This window comes from Luteimonas sp. A534 (assembly GCF_054072805.1).
Window position 1 is genome coordinate 152,410 of the sequence record NZ_JBSVRR010000002.1, and the last position, 14,667, is coordinate 167,076.

The 14,667-nt window shown below is 70.0% G+C and carries 10 protein-coding genes; 5 read left to right on the forward strand and 5 right to left on the reverse strand.

Features of this window, described 5'->3' with window-relative positions; translation table 11 throughout:
- The first annotated feature begins 15 nt into the window (after positions 1–15).
- On the forward strand, positions 16–639 hold the full coding sequence (locus tag ACW5F0_RS05420; RefSeq protein WP_456965429.1) for a thymidine kinase: 624 nt from the start codon (positions 16–18) through the stop codon (positions 637–639).
- 3 nt (positions 640–642) lie between these two features.
- Here ACW5F0_RS05420 and ACW5F0_RS05425 read toward each other — a convergent pair whose 3' ends face one another.
- From ACW5F0_RS05425 to ACW5F0_RS05440, 4 genes are all read right to left on the reverse strand, one after another.
- Positions 643–3,507 carry a protein kinase domain-containing protein gene (locus ACW5F0_RS05425; RefSeq protein WP_456965430.1) on the reverse strand — a complete coding sequence of 955 codons (2,865 nt, stop codon included), beginning with the start codon at positions 3,505–3,507 and terminating at the stop codon, positions 643–645.
- 28 nt (positions 3,508–3,535) lie between these two features.
- Positions 3,536–4,099 carry an ECF-type sigma factor gene (locus ACW5F0_RS05430; RefSeq protein WP_456965431.1) on the reverse strand — a complete coding sequence of 188 codons (564 nt, stop codon included), beginning with the start codon at positions 4,097–4,099 and terminating at the stop codon, positions 3,536–3,538.
- 37 nt (positions 4,100–4,136) lie between these two features.
- Positions 4,137–4,961 (reverse strand): bifunctional DNA-formamidopyrimidine glycosylase/DNA-(apurinic or apyrimidinic site) lyase, encoded by an 825-nt coding sequence (gene mutM / locus ACW5F0_RS05435; RefSeq protein WP_456965432.1) that lies wholly within the window; start codon positions 4,959–4,961, stop codon positions 4,137–4,139.
- Between the two features lie 112 nt (positions 4,962–5,073).
- Positions 5,074–6,078: a glutathione S-transferase family protein gene (locus ACW5F0_RS05440; protein WP_456999228.1), complete on the reverse strand. Its 1,005-nt coding sequence runs from the start codon at positions 6,076–6,078 to the stop codon at positions 5,074–5,076.
- A gap of 170 nt (positions 6,079–6,248) precedes the next feature.
- Between ACW5F0_RS05440 and ACW5F0_RS05445 the strand changes: the two genes are divergently transcribed.
- From ACW5F0_RS05445 to ACW5F0_RS05460, 4 genes are all read left to right on the forward strand, one after another.
- Positions 6,249–7,457: a DesA family fatty acid desaturase gene (locus ACW5F0_RS05445; RefSeq protein WP_456965434.1), complete on the forward strand. Its 1,209-nt coding sequence runs from the start codon at positions 6,249–6,251 to the stop codon at positions 7,455–7,457.
- A gap of 85 nt (positions 7,458–7,542) precedes the next feature.
- Positions 7,543–7,872, forward strand: coding sequence for a hypothetical protein (locus ACW5F0_RS05450; protein ID WP_456965732.1), 330 nt, complete (start codon positions 7,543–7,545; stop codon positions 7,870–7,872).
- A 119-nt stretch (positions 7,873–7,991) separates the two neighbouring features.
- Positions 7,992–8,300 carry a DUF485 domain-containing protein gene (locus ACW5F0_RS05455; RefSeq protein WP_456965435.1) on the forward strand — a complete coding sequence of 103 codons (309 nt, stop codon included), beginning with the start codon at positions 7,992–7,994 and terminating at the stop codon, positions 8,298–8,300.
- Positions 8,297–9,967 carry a cation acetate symporter gene (locus ACW5F0_RS05460; protein WP_456999229.1) on the forward strand — a complete coding sequence of 557 codons (1,671 nt, stop codon included), beginning with the start codon at positions 8,297–8,299 and terminating at the stop codon, positions 9,965–9,967. The genes ACW5F0_RS05455 and ACW5F0_RS05460 overlap by 4 nt, the downstream gene beginning before the upstream one ends.
- Before the next feature lie 987 nt (positions 9,968–10,954).
- On the opposite strand, the gene ACW5F0_RS05465 is transcribed toward ACW5F0_RS05460, so the two are convergent.
- Positions 10,955–14,659, reverse strand: a complete 3,705-nt coding sequence (locus ACW5F0_RS05465; RefSeq protein WP_456999230.1) for a hypothetical protein — start codon at positions 14,657–14,659, stop codon at positions 10,955–10,957.
- Positions 14,660–14,667: the final 8 nt, after the last annotated feature.

A 14,667-nucleotide genomic window follows, 5' to 3' on the forward strand; every position in this document is an offset into this window, starting at 1 on the left:
GTTAGAATTCCCCGAATGGCCAAGCTCTATTTCTACTATTCGGCGATGAACGCGGGGAAGACCACCACCCTGCTGCAATCCGCGCACAACTACCGCGAACGCGGGATGCGGGTGCTGATCCTTGCGCCCGCGCTCGACGACCGCGCGGGCAGCGGCCGCGTGGCGTCCCGGATCGGCCTGCAGGCCGAGGCCCTGGCCTTCGGCCGCGACTCCGACCTGCAAGCGGTCGTGCAGGCCGACATCGCCGCCGGAGGGCGCCTGCACTGCGTGCTCGTGGACGAGGCGCAGTTCCTCAGCCGGTCACAGGCCTGGCAGCTGTCCGAGGTGGTGGATGCGCTTGGCGTGCCGGTGCTCTGCTATGGCCTGCGCACCGATTTCCAGGGCGAGCTGTTCGAAGGCAGTCGCCATCTGCTGGCCTGGGCCGACGAGATCCAGGAGATCAAGACCATCTGCCACAGCGGCAGCAAGGCCACGATGACCGTGCGCGTGGACGACCAGGGACGCGCAGTGCAGGACGGGCCGCAGGTGGAGATCGGCGGCAACGAGCGCTATGTCTCGGTCAGTCGCGCGGAGTTCAAGCGCATCCGGCGCGGCGAGGGCCGCATCGAGCCGCTGCAGCCGGCGTTGAAACTCGACTGAGGCTCAGTCCGCGGCGACCGCCGCGAAGGCCAGCGGTGCGTCGCAGTGCCGCCGCCAGTGGCGCACTTCGCGCACCACCACGCCGCCCTCGGGGCGTGCCATCTGGACCAGCTGCTCCAGCGCGGTGAACACGGCCAGGGATTCCTCGCGCCGCGGGCCGTGGCAGCGCAGCGCGGCGGCGACCGCCTGAGCGCGCCAGGCGATCTTGCGCAGCTCGGTGTCGGTCTTGGGCAGGCCGGCGAGGTGGTCGAGCCGGGCCAGCGCGCCGTGCGTACCGCGCGTGGCCTCGAACTGCGCCAGCGCCAGCTCGGCGCGCCGGGCGGCGGGGTGCGCCGCGCCGTAGCCCGCGCTGGTCAGGGCCACCGCACGGCGCAGCGCCGCCAGCGCCGTGGCGTCATGGCCGCGCGCGGCATCCACTTCGCCGGCCAGGCGCAGGGTGGCGCCGACCAGGCCGTGGTCGCTGCCGAAGCGCTCGCTGCGCAGCTGCAGTGACTCCTCCAGCAGCCGCGCCGCACGCACCTGGTCGCCGGCCTCGTGCAGTACCAGGGCTTCGTTGAAGAGGCCCGCGGCGAGCATCGTCTCGTTGCCGAGCTTCCGCCAGAGCGCGTTGGACCGCTCGAGTCCGGCGATGGCGTCGCCAAGGTCGCCGCGCTCCCAGGCCACGATGGCCATGCTGTTGTCGTTGCGGGCGACGTCGGCGTGCTGGCTGCCCAGGCGCGACACCAGCCACGCATGCGCGTCACGGAAGATCACCTCGGCCTCGCCCAGGCGTCCGTTGTCGACCAGGAGCGCGGCCAGCTGCCGGCGCCCATCCACCGTGTCGCGATGCTGCGGGCCGCGTATCTCGAGCGCGAGTTCAAGCGCTTCGCGGCAATCGGCTTCGGCCGAATGCAGGTCGCCCAGCTCGCGGTGCAGCGAGCAGGTCGCGCGCAGGATCGCGATCGCCTCCGGGTGGCGCAGTCCCACGCGCGTGCGCAGCAGCTCCAGGGCCGCGCGCTGCTCACGCAGCGCCAGCGCGCTCTCGCCCGCCGCCGCGCGCAGGGTGGCAAGGTCTGAAAGGCTTTCGACCACGCCGGTATCTGGCAGCGCCGCCGTGCGGCGGATCGCCAGCGCGCGCTGGAAGCCCATGCGTGCGGCATCCAGTTCGCCTTCGTCGCGCAGGCAACGCCCGAGCTGGGTGTGGAAGTCCGCCGCCAGCTGCGGCAGCCGCTCCTGTTCCCGCAGCGCCACGGCCTGCAGTGGCTGCATTGCGGCGCGGCAGGCGCCGGGCTGGCCGAGCAGCCGGCGGATGCGGCCCATGTCGGTCGCGGCCTGCAGGTTCAGGGCCGCTGGCGGCCGCGCGATGTCGGCGATGACCGCGGCCTGGCGCTGCTGCAGCGCCAGCGCCTGGGTGTAGTCACCGAGGCCGGCGCGCAACCGCGCAACCACGCCCAGGAGTTCCGCCAGCGCCACCGGCTGCTGCGCAAGCTCGAGCTCGCCGCGCTGAACGCCGTCTTCCAGCAGCCGGCGCACGTCGATGTGCGCGCCACCGGGCGCGCTGCCCGCGTTCTCGAACAGGCCCACCATGAAGCTCTGCAGGGCGCGTGCACGCGCGGCCTGCTGCACCGCCTGCTGTGCCTGCCAGCCCACGATCGCCAGCGCCGCCACCAGCACCACGGCGATCGCCGCCGCGGTGCCCAGCGCCCAGCGGTGGCGGCCGAGGTACTTGCGCGCCCGGTACGCGATGCTCTGCGCGCGCGCGCGCACCGGCTTGCCATCGAGGTGCCGGCGGACGTCCTGGGCCATCGCTTCGACCGAGGGATAGCGCTGCTCGGGCCGCTTCGACAGCGCCTTGAGCACGATGTTGTCGAGGTCGCCGGCGATGCGGCGCGCATCGCGCCTGACCTGGGCCGTGGTGGGTGCCGGCACCGTCGGCGTGGACTCAGTGGCGGCTTCGGCGGCCGCGCGCTGCAGCGCCACCGACGGCCGCGCCGGGTCGGCGCTGAGGATCGCCTCTTCCCACTCGGCATCGCTCTTGCGCTTGAGCCGGTACGGCTTGCAGCCCGACAGCATCTCGTAGAGCACCACGCCCAGCGAATAGACATCGGTCATGGTGGTGACCGGCTCGCCGCGGATCTGTTCGGGGGCCGCGTAGTGCAGGGTGAACGCGCGCACGCCGGTGCGCGTGCCCTCGGCGCCGACGTCGGGCGTGTCGAGCAGCTTGGCGATGCCGAAGTCGAGCAGGCGCACCTCGTCCAGCGGCGTCACCAGGATGTTCGAGGGCTTCAGGTCGCGGTGCACGATCAGGTTGGCGTGGGCGTGGCTGACCGCTTCGCAGACCTGCAGGAACAGGCGCAGGCGCGCCTCGACCGTGGGCTCGCGCATCCGGCACCAGTCGGTGATCGGCTCGCCATCCACATACTCCAGCGCCAGGTAGGGCTGCTGGTCGGCGCTGATGCCGGCGTCGAGCAGGCGTGCGATATGGGCGTGTTCCAGGCGCGCCAGGATCTGCCGCTCGCGGGTGAAGCGCAGGCGCAGGTTGGGATCGGCCAGGCCCGGGCGCAGCAGCTTCAGTGCGACGCGGCGCTGGTAGAGCCCATCGGCGCGGCTGGCCAGCCAGACCTGGCCCATGCCGCCTTCGCCGAGCATGCGCTCCAGGCGGTAGGGACCGATGACCGCGTCCGCGCGCGCCAGCGGCAGCTGCGAGACCACGGGTTCGGAGAGGAAATCTTCCTGGCCCTCTTCCAGCTCCAGCAGGCCTTCGAGGTCGGCCGCCAGCGCCGGGTCGTCTTCGCGCAGCGAGGCCAGGCTCTGCGCGCGCGCCATCGGCTCGAGCTCGAGCAGGGCATCGAGCAGCGGGGACAGGCGTTGCCAGCGGTCGGCATCCATCAGCCGCGCGCGCCCGCCGGGCGCCTCCTCAGTCCGCCTTCAGCGAGGCGAGGAGGTACAGCCGGGCCTTCTGCCAGTCGCGGCGGATGCTGCGCTCGGAACGCTTGAGCAGCTCGGCGATCTCGACCTCGGACAGGCCGCCGAAGTAGCGCAGTTCGACCACGTGGGCCAGGCGCTGGTCGACCGCGGCGAGGCGGTCGAGCGCGACGTCGAGCGCGAGCATGTCCTCGTCCAGGCGCAGGCCGCCCTCGATGTCCTCGGGCAGGTCGGTGACCCGGTGGAGGTCGCCGCCGCGCTTCTGCGCCATGCGCTGGCGCGCGTAGTCGACCACCACGCTGCGCATCGCGGATGCGGCATAGGCGAAGAAGTGCGCGCGGTCGTCGAAGCGGGCCTCGCGGCGGCCGATCAGCTTCAGGTAGGCCTCGTGCACCAGCGCGGTGGCGTCGAGTGTCTGCCCATACTGACCCGCCAGTTGCCGCCGGGCCATGCCGTGCAGCTCCTGGTACAAGGTGGCGAGCACGCGATCGAGCGCGCCGCGGTCGCCGTCGCGGGCGGCGTCGAGCAACAGCGTGATCTCTGCGGTGTCGGACATGGGGCTCCCCTCGGACGTCCGATCATAGCGCCTGCGCTCAGCGCTGGCAGGTGCCGCACCAGACGGTGGCCCGCTGGGCGACGAGGGCCTGGCGCAGGGGCCGGCCGCAGCGCGGGCAGGGCTCGCCGCCGCGGCCGTAGGCCGAAAGCTCCTGTTCGAAGTAGCCCGGTGCACCGTCGGGCGAAATGAAGTCCCGCAGGGTGGTGCCGCCGCGGGCGATGGCGTGGGCCAGGACGGTGCGGATCTCGCCTGCGATCCGCCCGTAGCGCTCCCGCGAGACGCGACCCGCGGCGCGCAGTGGCGACACGCCGGCCGCGAACAACGCTTCGGCAACGTAGATGTTGCCCACGCCCACCACGATCCGCTGGTCCATCAGGAAGGACTTCACCGGTGCCCGGCGGCCCCGGCTGCGGCTGAAGAGGTAGTCGCCGTCGAAGTCGTCTCCCAGCGGCTCCGGCCCCAGGCCGGCCAGCAGCGGATGGATTTCGCCCGGCGGCTGCCAGAGCAGGCATCCGAAGCGCCGCGGGTCGGTCATGCGCAGCACGCGCGCCGCGCCGCCGCGGCCGGTGAGGGCGATGTCGACGTGGTCGTGCGGCCCGGGCGTGGTGTCGGCGGGCAGCACGCGCAGGCTGCCGGACATCCCCAGGTGCAGCAGCGCGCTGCCGGCGGCGGTGTCGAGCAGCAGGTACTTGGCGCGCCGGCGCACGGCGTCGATGCGCTGGCCTGGCAGCTGCGCGCCGACCTCGGCCGGGATCGGCCAGCGCAGGTCGGGGCGGCGCAGCAGCACCCCTTGGACGCGCGCGCCTTCCACGTGCGGCGCCAGGCCGCGGCGGGTGGTCTCGACTTCGGGCAGCTCGGGCATGGGTGCAAGGTGGGGATGGGCGCGCGATGGCGCAAGCCGCGGACGCCGGCAGTCAGGCGGGTGGCGTCCGCGGTCGGCGCGCGGTCGCCACGCTGCTGCCCGCGCCTTGCGCCTACGCGGCCGTGGACGGCGCCGGTGCGGCGGGCAGGTGTCCGCGCCCGTGCGGTGCGTCCAGGTCCTGCACCGGGCCGAGCGGCACGATGCCGTTCGGGTTGATCGTGGGATGGCTGCGGTAGTAGTGCTGCTTGATGTGGTCGAAGTCGACGGTGCCGGCCACCCCGGGCCACTGGTAGAGCTGGCGCAGGTAGCCGGACAGATGGGGATAGTCGGCGATGCGCCGCAGGTTGCACTTGAAGTGGCCGTGGTACACGGGGTCGAAGCGCAGCAGGGTGGTGAACAGCCGCCAGTCGGCCTCGGTGACGCGTTCGCCCAGCAGGTAGCGCTGCCCCGCGAGGCGTCGGTCCATGTCGTCCAGCGCGTCGAACAGTCGGCCCACCTCCTGCTCGTAGACGTCCTGTCCGGTGGCGAAGCCGGCCTTGTACACCCCGTTGTTGATGGCGTCGTAGACGCGGGCGTTGAGCGCGTCGATGTCCGGCAGCAGCGCCGGGGGCGCGTAGTCGCCGGGCTGCGCGCCGACATCGTCGAAGGCCGAATTCAGGATGCGGATGATCTCCGCCGACTCGTTGTTGACGATGGTGTGCCTGGCCTGGTCCCACAGCACCGGCACCGTCACGCGTCCGCTGTAGTCGGACCGGGCGCGCAGGTAGACCTCGTAGAGATAGCGCGCGCCCTCCGGGTCCGGCACGACGCCGTCACCGGGCGCGAAGCTCCAGCCGTGCTCGCCCATGTATGGGTTCACCACCGAGACCGGGATCATTTCCTCCAGGCCCTTCAGCGCGCGGAAGATGAGCGTGCGGTGCGCCCAGGGACAGGCCAGGCAGACGTAGAGGCGGTAGCGCCCGGGCTCGGCGACAAAGCCGCCCTCGCCGCTGGGGCCCGGACGGCCGTCGGGCGTGATCCAGCTGCGGAACTGGGCGTCCGTGCGGACGAAGCGCCCGCCGGTGCTGGAGGTGTCGTACCACTGGTCGACCCAGCGGCCGTCGATCAGCAGGCCCATGGCCGTGCTCCCGTGTGGCGTGGCGTCCAAGCATGCACGCGGTGGCGTCACGGTGGGGCAACGCCCGCCCGGACCTGTCGCCCGCCTGTCGCATGCGCCGGCGCAGGGGTGGCAATCGGCCCGAACGCGTCCCATCATGGATGGCGTACTTGCCCTGACCCCCCAACGCCATGCCCGTCTCCCTGCTCGAATTCCTCGCCGGCGGCCTTGTCCAATCCGGTCTCTGGGGATTGTTCGCCTATTTCCTGGTTGTCACCCAGCTGACGATCTTCACGGTCACGCTGTACCTGCACCGCAGCCAGACCCATCGCGGCGTGGATTTCCACCCTGTGCTCGCGCACTTCTTCCGCTTCTGGGGCTGGTTGACCACGTCGATGATCACCCGTGAATGGGTGGCCATCCATCGCAAGCACCACGCGCGCTGCGAGACCGAGGAAGATCCGCACAGCCCAATGCACAAGGGCATCAAGGCGGTCTTCTGGCGCGGCGCCGAGCTCTACCGCGAGGCGCGTGCGAACCGCGCGGACATGGAGCAGTACGGCCGCGGCACGCCCGACGACTGGATCGAGCGCAAGCTCTACACCCCCTACGCCACCATGGGACCGGTGCTGATGCTGGCCATCAACATCCTCCTGTTCGGCGCGGCGGGCGTGGCGATCTGGGCGATCCAGATGGCGTGGATCCCGTTCTGGGCCGCGGGCGTGGTCAACGGCCTCGGCCACTGGTGGGGCTACCGCAACTTCGAGACCACCGACACCGCCACCAACCTGAGCCCCTGGGCGGTATGGATCGGCGGCGAAGAGCTGCACAACAACCACCACGCCTTCCCGAGCTCGGCCAAGTTCGCCCTGCGCCGCTGGGAGTTCGACATCGGCTGGGCCGTGATCAAGGGCCTGCAGGCGCTGCGCCTGGCGAAGGTGCTGCGTGTCGCGCCCTCGCTCGACGTGCGCCCGAACATCCACGTGCCCGACACCGACACCCTCAAGGCCCTGCTGGCGCTGCGCTTCCAGGCCATGACCGACTACCAGAAGCGCGTGCTCAAGCCGGCCCTGCGCGAAGAGGCCGCCGCCGCGGGCGCCAAGTTGCGCGCGCTGCTGCCCCGGCAGCTCCGCCGTGGCCTGGTCGACGACGGCCGCTGGCTCAAGCCCGATGCACGCGCGCAGCTGCAGGACTGGGTCCAGCAGCGCCCGCGCATCCGCACCGTGGTTGAACACCGCGCCCGCCTGGCGGCGCTGCTCGAGGCGCGCAGCCACGACGCCTCCGAATCGCTGGCCAACCTGCAGGCCTGGTGCCGCGAGGCCGAGGCCAGCGGCATCCGCGCGCTGCAGGACTACGCCGCGCGGCTGAAGGGCTACTCGCTGCAGCCGGCGCGCGGCTGAGGCGGCGGGCGCAGGCACGGTGTCCGTGGCGCCACGCATCCATCGACGGCCCGGCTGGAGACAGCCGGGCCGTTTCGTTTCCGCGATTGCCCTGGCCGCGGGGATCTACGCGGCCGGCACGCCGGTGCCGGCAGCGGCCCAGGTCACCGCGACGCGCGAGTATCTCGAGCGCATGGACAGCGATGCTGACGGCCGGGTGTCGCTGGCTGAATACATCGACTGGATGGGCTACGCCTTCCACGGCATGGACCGCAACGGCGACGGCGTGCTCACCCCGGACGAACTCCCGGGTGGCCGCGGCCGCGCGGTGAGCCTGGAGCAGCATCGGGAGCGCCTGTCCGCGCGATTCGTGCGCCAGGACGCCAACGGCGACGGCTTCCTCGACGCCGCGGAGCTGGCCGCTCCGCCCCGATAGCGCGCACCCGCCGGCGTTTGCGCCGCTCCGTCGCCGACCTACTACCAAAGTCGTCTGTCCGGTTCCCCGGGCCTGCTCCTACATTCGGGCAGCGTCCGCACAACCGGGAGGGACACGCAATGACGAACGATCTGGTGGAACGGGTGCTCGCGCATCCCAAGTACCAGGAACTGCACAGGCGGCGTGGTCGTGCCAGCCTCGGCTTTTTCCTGTTGATGCTGGTGGTGTATTCCGGCTTCATCCTCACTCTGGCCTTCTGGCCGGACGTGTTCGCGCAGCCGATCGGCGCGGGCTACACCATGAGCGTGGGCGTGCTGGCCGCGGTCATCGTGGCGGTCAGCGCGGTGCTGATGATCGCCGCCTTCGTGCACCTGTCGAACAAGCATTACGACCCGCTGATCGACGCCATCGTGAGGGACGTCGCATGAGGGCCCGCATCGCTGCCGCAGTGGCCCTGTCTGCGGCCCTGCTCCCCCTGCCGGCGTTTGCGCAGGCTCCAGGACAGGCCAACACCCCGGCCATCGTCATGTTCCTGGTCTTCATCGCCGCGACGATGTACATCACGTACTGGGCGGCCAAGCGCACCAAGACCACGTCGGACTTCTACACCGCCGGCGGCGGCATCACCGGCTTCCAGAACGGCCTGGCGATCGCCGGTGATTATCTTTCCGCCGCCTCTTTCCTCGGCATCGCCGGCATGGTCTACGTCAGCGGCTTCGACGGCATGATCTATGCCATCGGCTTCCTGTTCGGTTGGCCGGTGGTGATGTTCCTGATCGCCGAGCGGCTGCGGAACCTCGGCCGCTACAACTTTGCCGACGTGACTTCGTACCGGTTGTCGGAGACCCCGCTGCGCGTGCTCGCTGCCAGCGCCTCGCTGCTGGTGATCGCGCTGTACCTGATCGCGCAGATGGTGGGCGCGGGCAAGCTGATCGTGCTGCTGTTCGGCATCCGCTACGAGTTGGCGGTGGTGATCGTTGGCGCGCTGATGATCATGTACGTGGGCTTCGGCGGCATGACCGCGACCACGTGGGTGCAGATCATCAAGGCGGTGCTGATGCTGATCGGCGCCACGCTGATGGCCTTCCTGGTGCTGATGGCGTTCCAGTTCAATCCCGACGTCCTGCTGGCCGAGGCCGTGAGGGTGCATCCGACCGGGAGCGCGATCATGGCCCCGGGTTCGCAGGTCAGCGGAAATCCGCTCAACGCGCTGTCGCTCGGGCTTGCCCTGGCATTCGGTACCGCGGGCCTGCCGCACATCCTGATGCGCTTCTTCACCGTCCCCAACGCCAAGGAAGCGCGCAAGTCGGTGATCTGGGCCAGCTCGTTCATCGGCTACTTCTACCTGCTGACCTTTATCATCGGCTTCGGTGGCATCGCCCTGCTGGTCAGGAACCCGCAGTTCTTCGAAGTCGCGTCGGACGGTTCCTTCGACATGATCAAGGGCCTGATCGGCGGCACCAACATGGTGGCGGTGCACCTCGCCAACGCGGTCGGCGGAAGCCTGCTGCTGGGCTTCCTGGCCGCGGTCACCTTCGCCACGATCGTGGCGGTGGTGGCGGGCCTGACCCTGGCCGGTGCGGCTGCGATCTCCCACGACCTGTACGCCAACGTGTTCGCGCGTGGCCGGGCCACGGAGAAGCAGCAGCTGAAGATCTCGCGCATCTCCACCGTCACCCTGGGCGTGATCGCGATCCTGCTGGGCATCGTGTTCGAGAACCAGAACGTGGCGTTCATGGTGGGCCTGGCCTTCGCGGTCGCGGCCAGCGCCAACTTCCCGGTGCTGGTGCTGTCGATCGCATGGCGCGGCTGCACCACGCGCGGTGCGACCATCGGCGGCTTCGTGGGCCTGACCGTGGCCACGGTGTGGGTGCTGCTCAGCAGCACGGTCTGGGTGGACGTGTTCGGTAACGCCGCGCCGATCGTGCCCTTCCCGAACCCGGGCATCCTGTCGATCCCGCTGGCGTTCATCTCGATCTGGCTGTTCTCGACGCTGGACCGCAGTGCACGCGCCACCAGTGAACGCGCCGCATTCGACGCGCTGCGCGTGCGCAGCGAGACCGGCATCGGGGCGACGTCGGCCAGCGACCACTGATGATCCACGCCGCATAGCGACAGAGTAGAAAGGAGGGGCGTGCACCGAGTGCACGCCCCTCTTTTTTTGCTTGCGACGCATTGCAGCGCCATGCCCTCATCTTTGCCACAGGTCGCAGGTCGCGGGTCGCGGCAACGTCAAGGCCTACGCCTACGCAACACCAACACCAACACCAACAGCCACACCAGAACAAGAACCAGAACCAGAACCAATAGCGTCGACATCAGCGATGTCGCTGGTGACAGCTGCAGCGGCGTGCGCTGCGAGGGGCAGATCGATGGGTACTCCGTGGGCGTCGCGGCTGCGCCGCTCCCGAATGCCCACTGCGCACCCATCGACCTGCCATCAGAACATGGCGGCGGCTGATGGGAAGAGCAGACGGCCGCACGGGAGGTTGATGGCACCAGGAGGGCGCAGCGCTTCTATCTGTGGGAGCGGCTATAGCTGCGACATGCCGCGAATTGCCTGCACATCACCGTCACCCGTAGCGCGCCGCCATCCCGCAGGACCCACGAGGAAAAAAGGTTCTTCTCCCAACTGAGGGAATGGCGCGATAGCGCGGGTGCCGGGTGCCAAGGCCCTTGAGCGCTCATGTCCCCCGGCGCTGGCCTGCGGCCATCGCCTCCTCCTTGACTTCGCTCTCAAGGGCCTTGGCACCCGGTGCGCAGCAGTACGCGGTGACCCGGAAGCAAAGCCCGGGATCTCGCACATCTGCAGCGGAACCCGAGCCCCGTCGTGGCCGGGAGGCCTTCGCGGGGAAGTAAAGGAGGAGGCATCCGCCGCCGGGCGGATGCCGGGGGACATGAGCCGCGAAGGCCTCCCGGCCGCGGCGGGGCCCTCCAGGTCACGGTGAGGCGTAGCGAAAGAAGCAGGCACTCCTCGTCGAAGCGGTTTCCCCGGACTTGGGAGATGAACCATTAAAAAGCCCGCCTGCACTCGCATGCAGGCGGGCTCGCATGTTCCGATCGGAACCGGCCGCGAATGGGCTCAGTAGCTGCCCACGAAGTTGATGTACCAGCCGCGGTGGTCGTAATCGAAGTCGGTCAGGTCGTCGCTGAAGTCGGTGAAGTTGTAGCCGGCACCGATGCGGAAGTTCTGGCCGATGTCGCGGTCCACGCCCAGCATCCAGCCCTGGCGGGTGCCGCCGTCGTCCACGTCGAGCCAGCGGTACTCGGCCAGGCCGTGCCACTTGTGGGTCAGCTCGTAGCGCAGCTGGCCGGCCGCGAAGGTGGTCGCCGAATCGAACCAGTCACCCGTGCCGCGCCCGTAGCGCACCTCGCCTTCGCGACGCGCCAGCTTGGCCGCCGCTTCCCAGCGGTGCCCGAGGCGGTACACGCCCTCCAGCGACAGGACCTGCGTCCTCTGGTCGTGGTCGGCGCCGCCCAACTGGCCCAGCGTGGCCAGGTCGTACAGGTAGGAATAGCGACCGAACAGGCCCCAGCGGCTCTCGTTCCACGGCCGGTAGGCGAAGCCGAAGTTGCCTTCGATGAACTTCGCGCCGGCGGCCGGGTTGATGGCGTCGTCGGTATCGGCGTAGTTGAAGCGCGCCGCGATCCGCCAGCTCTCGTTGATCCGGTGCGCCAGGCGGTTGGTGCTCACCCACTGCGTGCGCTGCTCCACGCCGGTGTCCTCGCGCCATTCCAGCTTGCTCTGCCAGTCGGTGCGCTGCGAGGTGTGGCCGCCGAAGACGCTGACCGCGCGTCGGTCGATGTTGCCGCCCTCGCTGTTGGTCAGTTCGCCGTCGGTGAGGGTGAAGCCGAGGTTCCAGCCCTTGACCGGATAGAAATCCATGCCGAAGGTGTGGGCCAGGCCGGACTCGCCGCGCGACTTGAGGAACTGGCTCTCGTTGAACATGTTGGTCTGGTTGGAGATCCTCCAGCGCTGCCCCAGCGTCCAGCCGTTGCGCGCGGCGGGATTGAACAGCGGGTCGTAGTCGCTGCGGTCGGTGGAATAGGTATAGCTGCCGTAGAAGCTCTGCAGCGGCGACACCCGGTACTCCGCCTCGACGCTGGCGCCTTCGCCACGGTCGCCGGTGGTGGCCTCGGCGCCGACCGTGGACAGGTTGGCGAAGTTGTAGCGGCCACCCAGGGTCAGCGCATCGTTGTCCTCGTACTGGCCGCCGTCGTCGTCCAGGGTCACCTGAGCGATGCCGTACAGGTCCAGCGCGGTGCCGAAGCGATGGGTGTACTTCACCGCACCCAGCATGCCCGCCGCCGTTGCCTGCGCCTGCCGGCGCTCCTCGATGCGGCGCACCTCGGCCGTCAGGGCGTTGTACTCGCCCGGGCGCCATTCCAGGCTGGCCTGTGCCTGGCGCAGCACGTCGCCACCGCGTTCGGCATTGCTGTAGCGGGCGAACACGCTCAGGTCCGGGGAGAACTGGCCCAGCACTTCGGCGCCGTGTTCCTCGATGTCCATACCGGTGTCGAAGCGCGAGATCGAGTAGCCGGCGTCCACCTGCCGCCACCAGGCGCCTGCGCTCCAGTCGAGCCGGGTCCAGCCCAGCTCCATGAAGTTGGCACGCGCCTCAACCGCGGTCGCATCGCCTTCGCGCGGGCCGGTCGGGTTGGTCTGCACGAAGCTCATGCCGCCGTTGTCGGAGAAGAACACCGGCGCACTGCTGGCCTCGGTCCGGCTGTGCTCGAGCTTCAGGTAGGTGCCACGGCCGGCCTGCAGGGTGAGGTCGGCGGCCATCAGGCTGTAGTCCTCGCCGGCGCGGTTCTCGTCGACCCAGGTCAGGCCGACGCCGACGTGGTCGCCGAACCAGTGCTTGCCGCGGATGCCGGCGGTGATGTCGTCCGGGTCGAAGCTTTGCGGGACCCATTCGTAGTCCACCAGCAGCCGCTGCTCGTAGCCGTCCAGCGGCGCGTCGCGGGTGATGGTGGGCATGTTCTGGCGGCTGATCTGCGCCAGCGGACGGGTCAGCAGGAGCCGGCCCTGCAGTTCGTCGATCTCGTAGTCGGCACCGCGCAGCAGCTCGATGCGCTGCTCGACGCGACCGGTGGTGCGGTCACGCACTTCCAGCACCACCCGGTCCGAGCCGGGCAGCACGTCGGTATGACGCAGGTAGTACAGGCTGCCACCGGTACCGGTGAACTCGCTGTGTCCCGGAGCGGTCTGCGCCTCGGAGCCGAACGCGCGCAGCTGCGTCTTCGCATCGCCCCAGGCGTTGTTGTCCATGGAGCGCCACTTCAGCCCGGCGCCGTACAGGGCGCGCGAGTACTGCGCGTACTCGGTGCCGGTGATACCGGTGTGGAAGTTGCCCCACAGGGCCTCGTTCTTGTCCCAGTCCACGCGCACGTAGAACCGGCCCATGGTGTCGACGTCACGGTACGTCGTGGAGTCGTCGCCATAGGTCGGGTAGTACAGGTCCGGATCCAGGCGGCGGAAGATGTCCTGCGGGTCGGCGGTGGTGAAGCCGTCGAAGATGTCGCCGAGCGGGCGGTTCTGGGTGTCGGCCTGCGCCGTCACCAGGTACCTGCCGGCCGTCTTGCCCTTGAGGTAGAACGCCAGGCGGCCGTCGCTGAGGATGTCGTCGTCGCGGCCGGCCAGGGCCAGGTCGCGCCCGGGCCCGCTGGCCCGGTTCTCGTACACGGTGATGTCGGCGAGCGCGACGCCGAAGAAGTAGCGGCCGCTGACCTCGACATCGAGCGGATAGCTCGACGCCGCGGCACCGGCACCGGCACCGGCGCCGCCTTCGGACACCGCGATGTCGAACCGGTGCTGGCCAATCGGCATCAGGTACTCGGCGACGAACTTGCGCTCCATGTCCACCGGATAGCTTTCGCCGTTGATCGACAGCGTCTGGCCTTCGGGCACGTTGCGGCCCTGGATGCGCACGCGCGAACCATAGACCGGGATGTTCTGCTGGCGCAGGCCGTTGCCGGCGAACACATCCTCGACCAGCATCTGGTCCTGCGCCTGCTCCGCGCCCAGGCTGGTGCCGAGGCTGCGCTCGGCGCTGCTGCGCACCTGCTGCAGGCCGCGCTCGGCCTCGGCCGGGGTCACCAGCTGCAGCCGGCGCGGATGGGTCTCGTCGAAGCGGCCCTGCGCGTCATAGGCGCGAAGCACGTAGACCAGTTCGTCGCCCGCGCGGAACTGGATGGCCGACGGCAGCTCGCCGTCCCACTCGTCCTGCGCGACCGCCGTCACCGGCAGCGCGAATCGCGCCACCGGCGCGACCAGGTCGGCGTCGTTGCCGCGGAACACCATGACCTCGTAGCGCTCGATGAAGGCGGTGTAATTGCCACGGGCGAAGAAGCGCACCGGCTTCTGGATGCGACCGTCGGCGAAGGCCACCATCGTCGGAGCAGAGACCGACAGCTCCGGCTGGCCGAGGTTCGGGTCTTCCGTGGCCCAGATCACGCCGCCGCCGGGCAGGCGGATCGAGAAGTTGCCGGCGATGTCGGCGCGCCCCGGCCCTTCCAGGGCCAAGGACACGCGGCGGTCGGGCTGCAGCGCAGCCGAGCCCGAGTTCCCGTCGGTCCCATGGGTCACCGGTTCGTCGTAGCTGCGCGTGCGCAGGCGGAACAGCAGGCCCTCGTCGCCGGCGCAGCCGGCGGCATCGCAGTCGAACACCGTCGGCGCCGCGTCCACGGCTTCCGCCGGGGCGGTGACCGGCGCCGCGTCCTGCGCCATGGCCACTGGCGACAGGCCCGCCAGGAGACCCAGCAGGGCACGGTCAAGCAGTTTCATCTTCATTT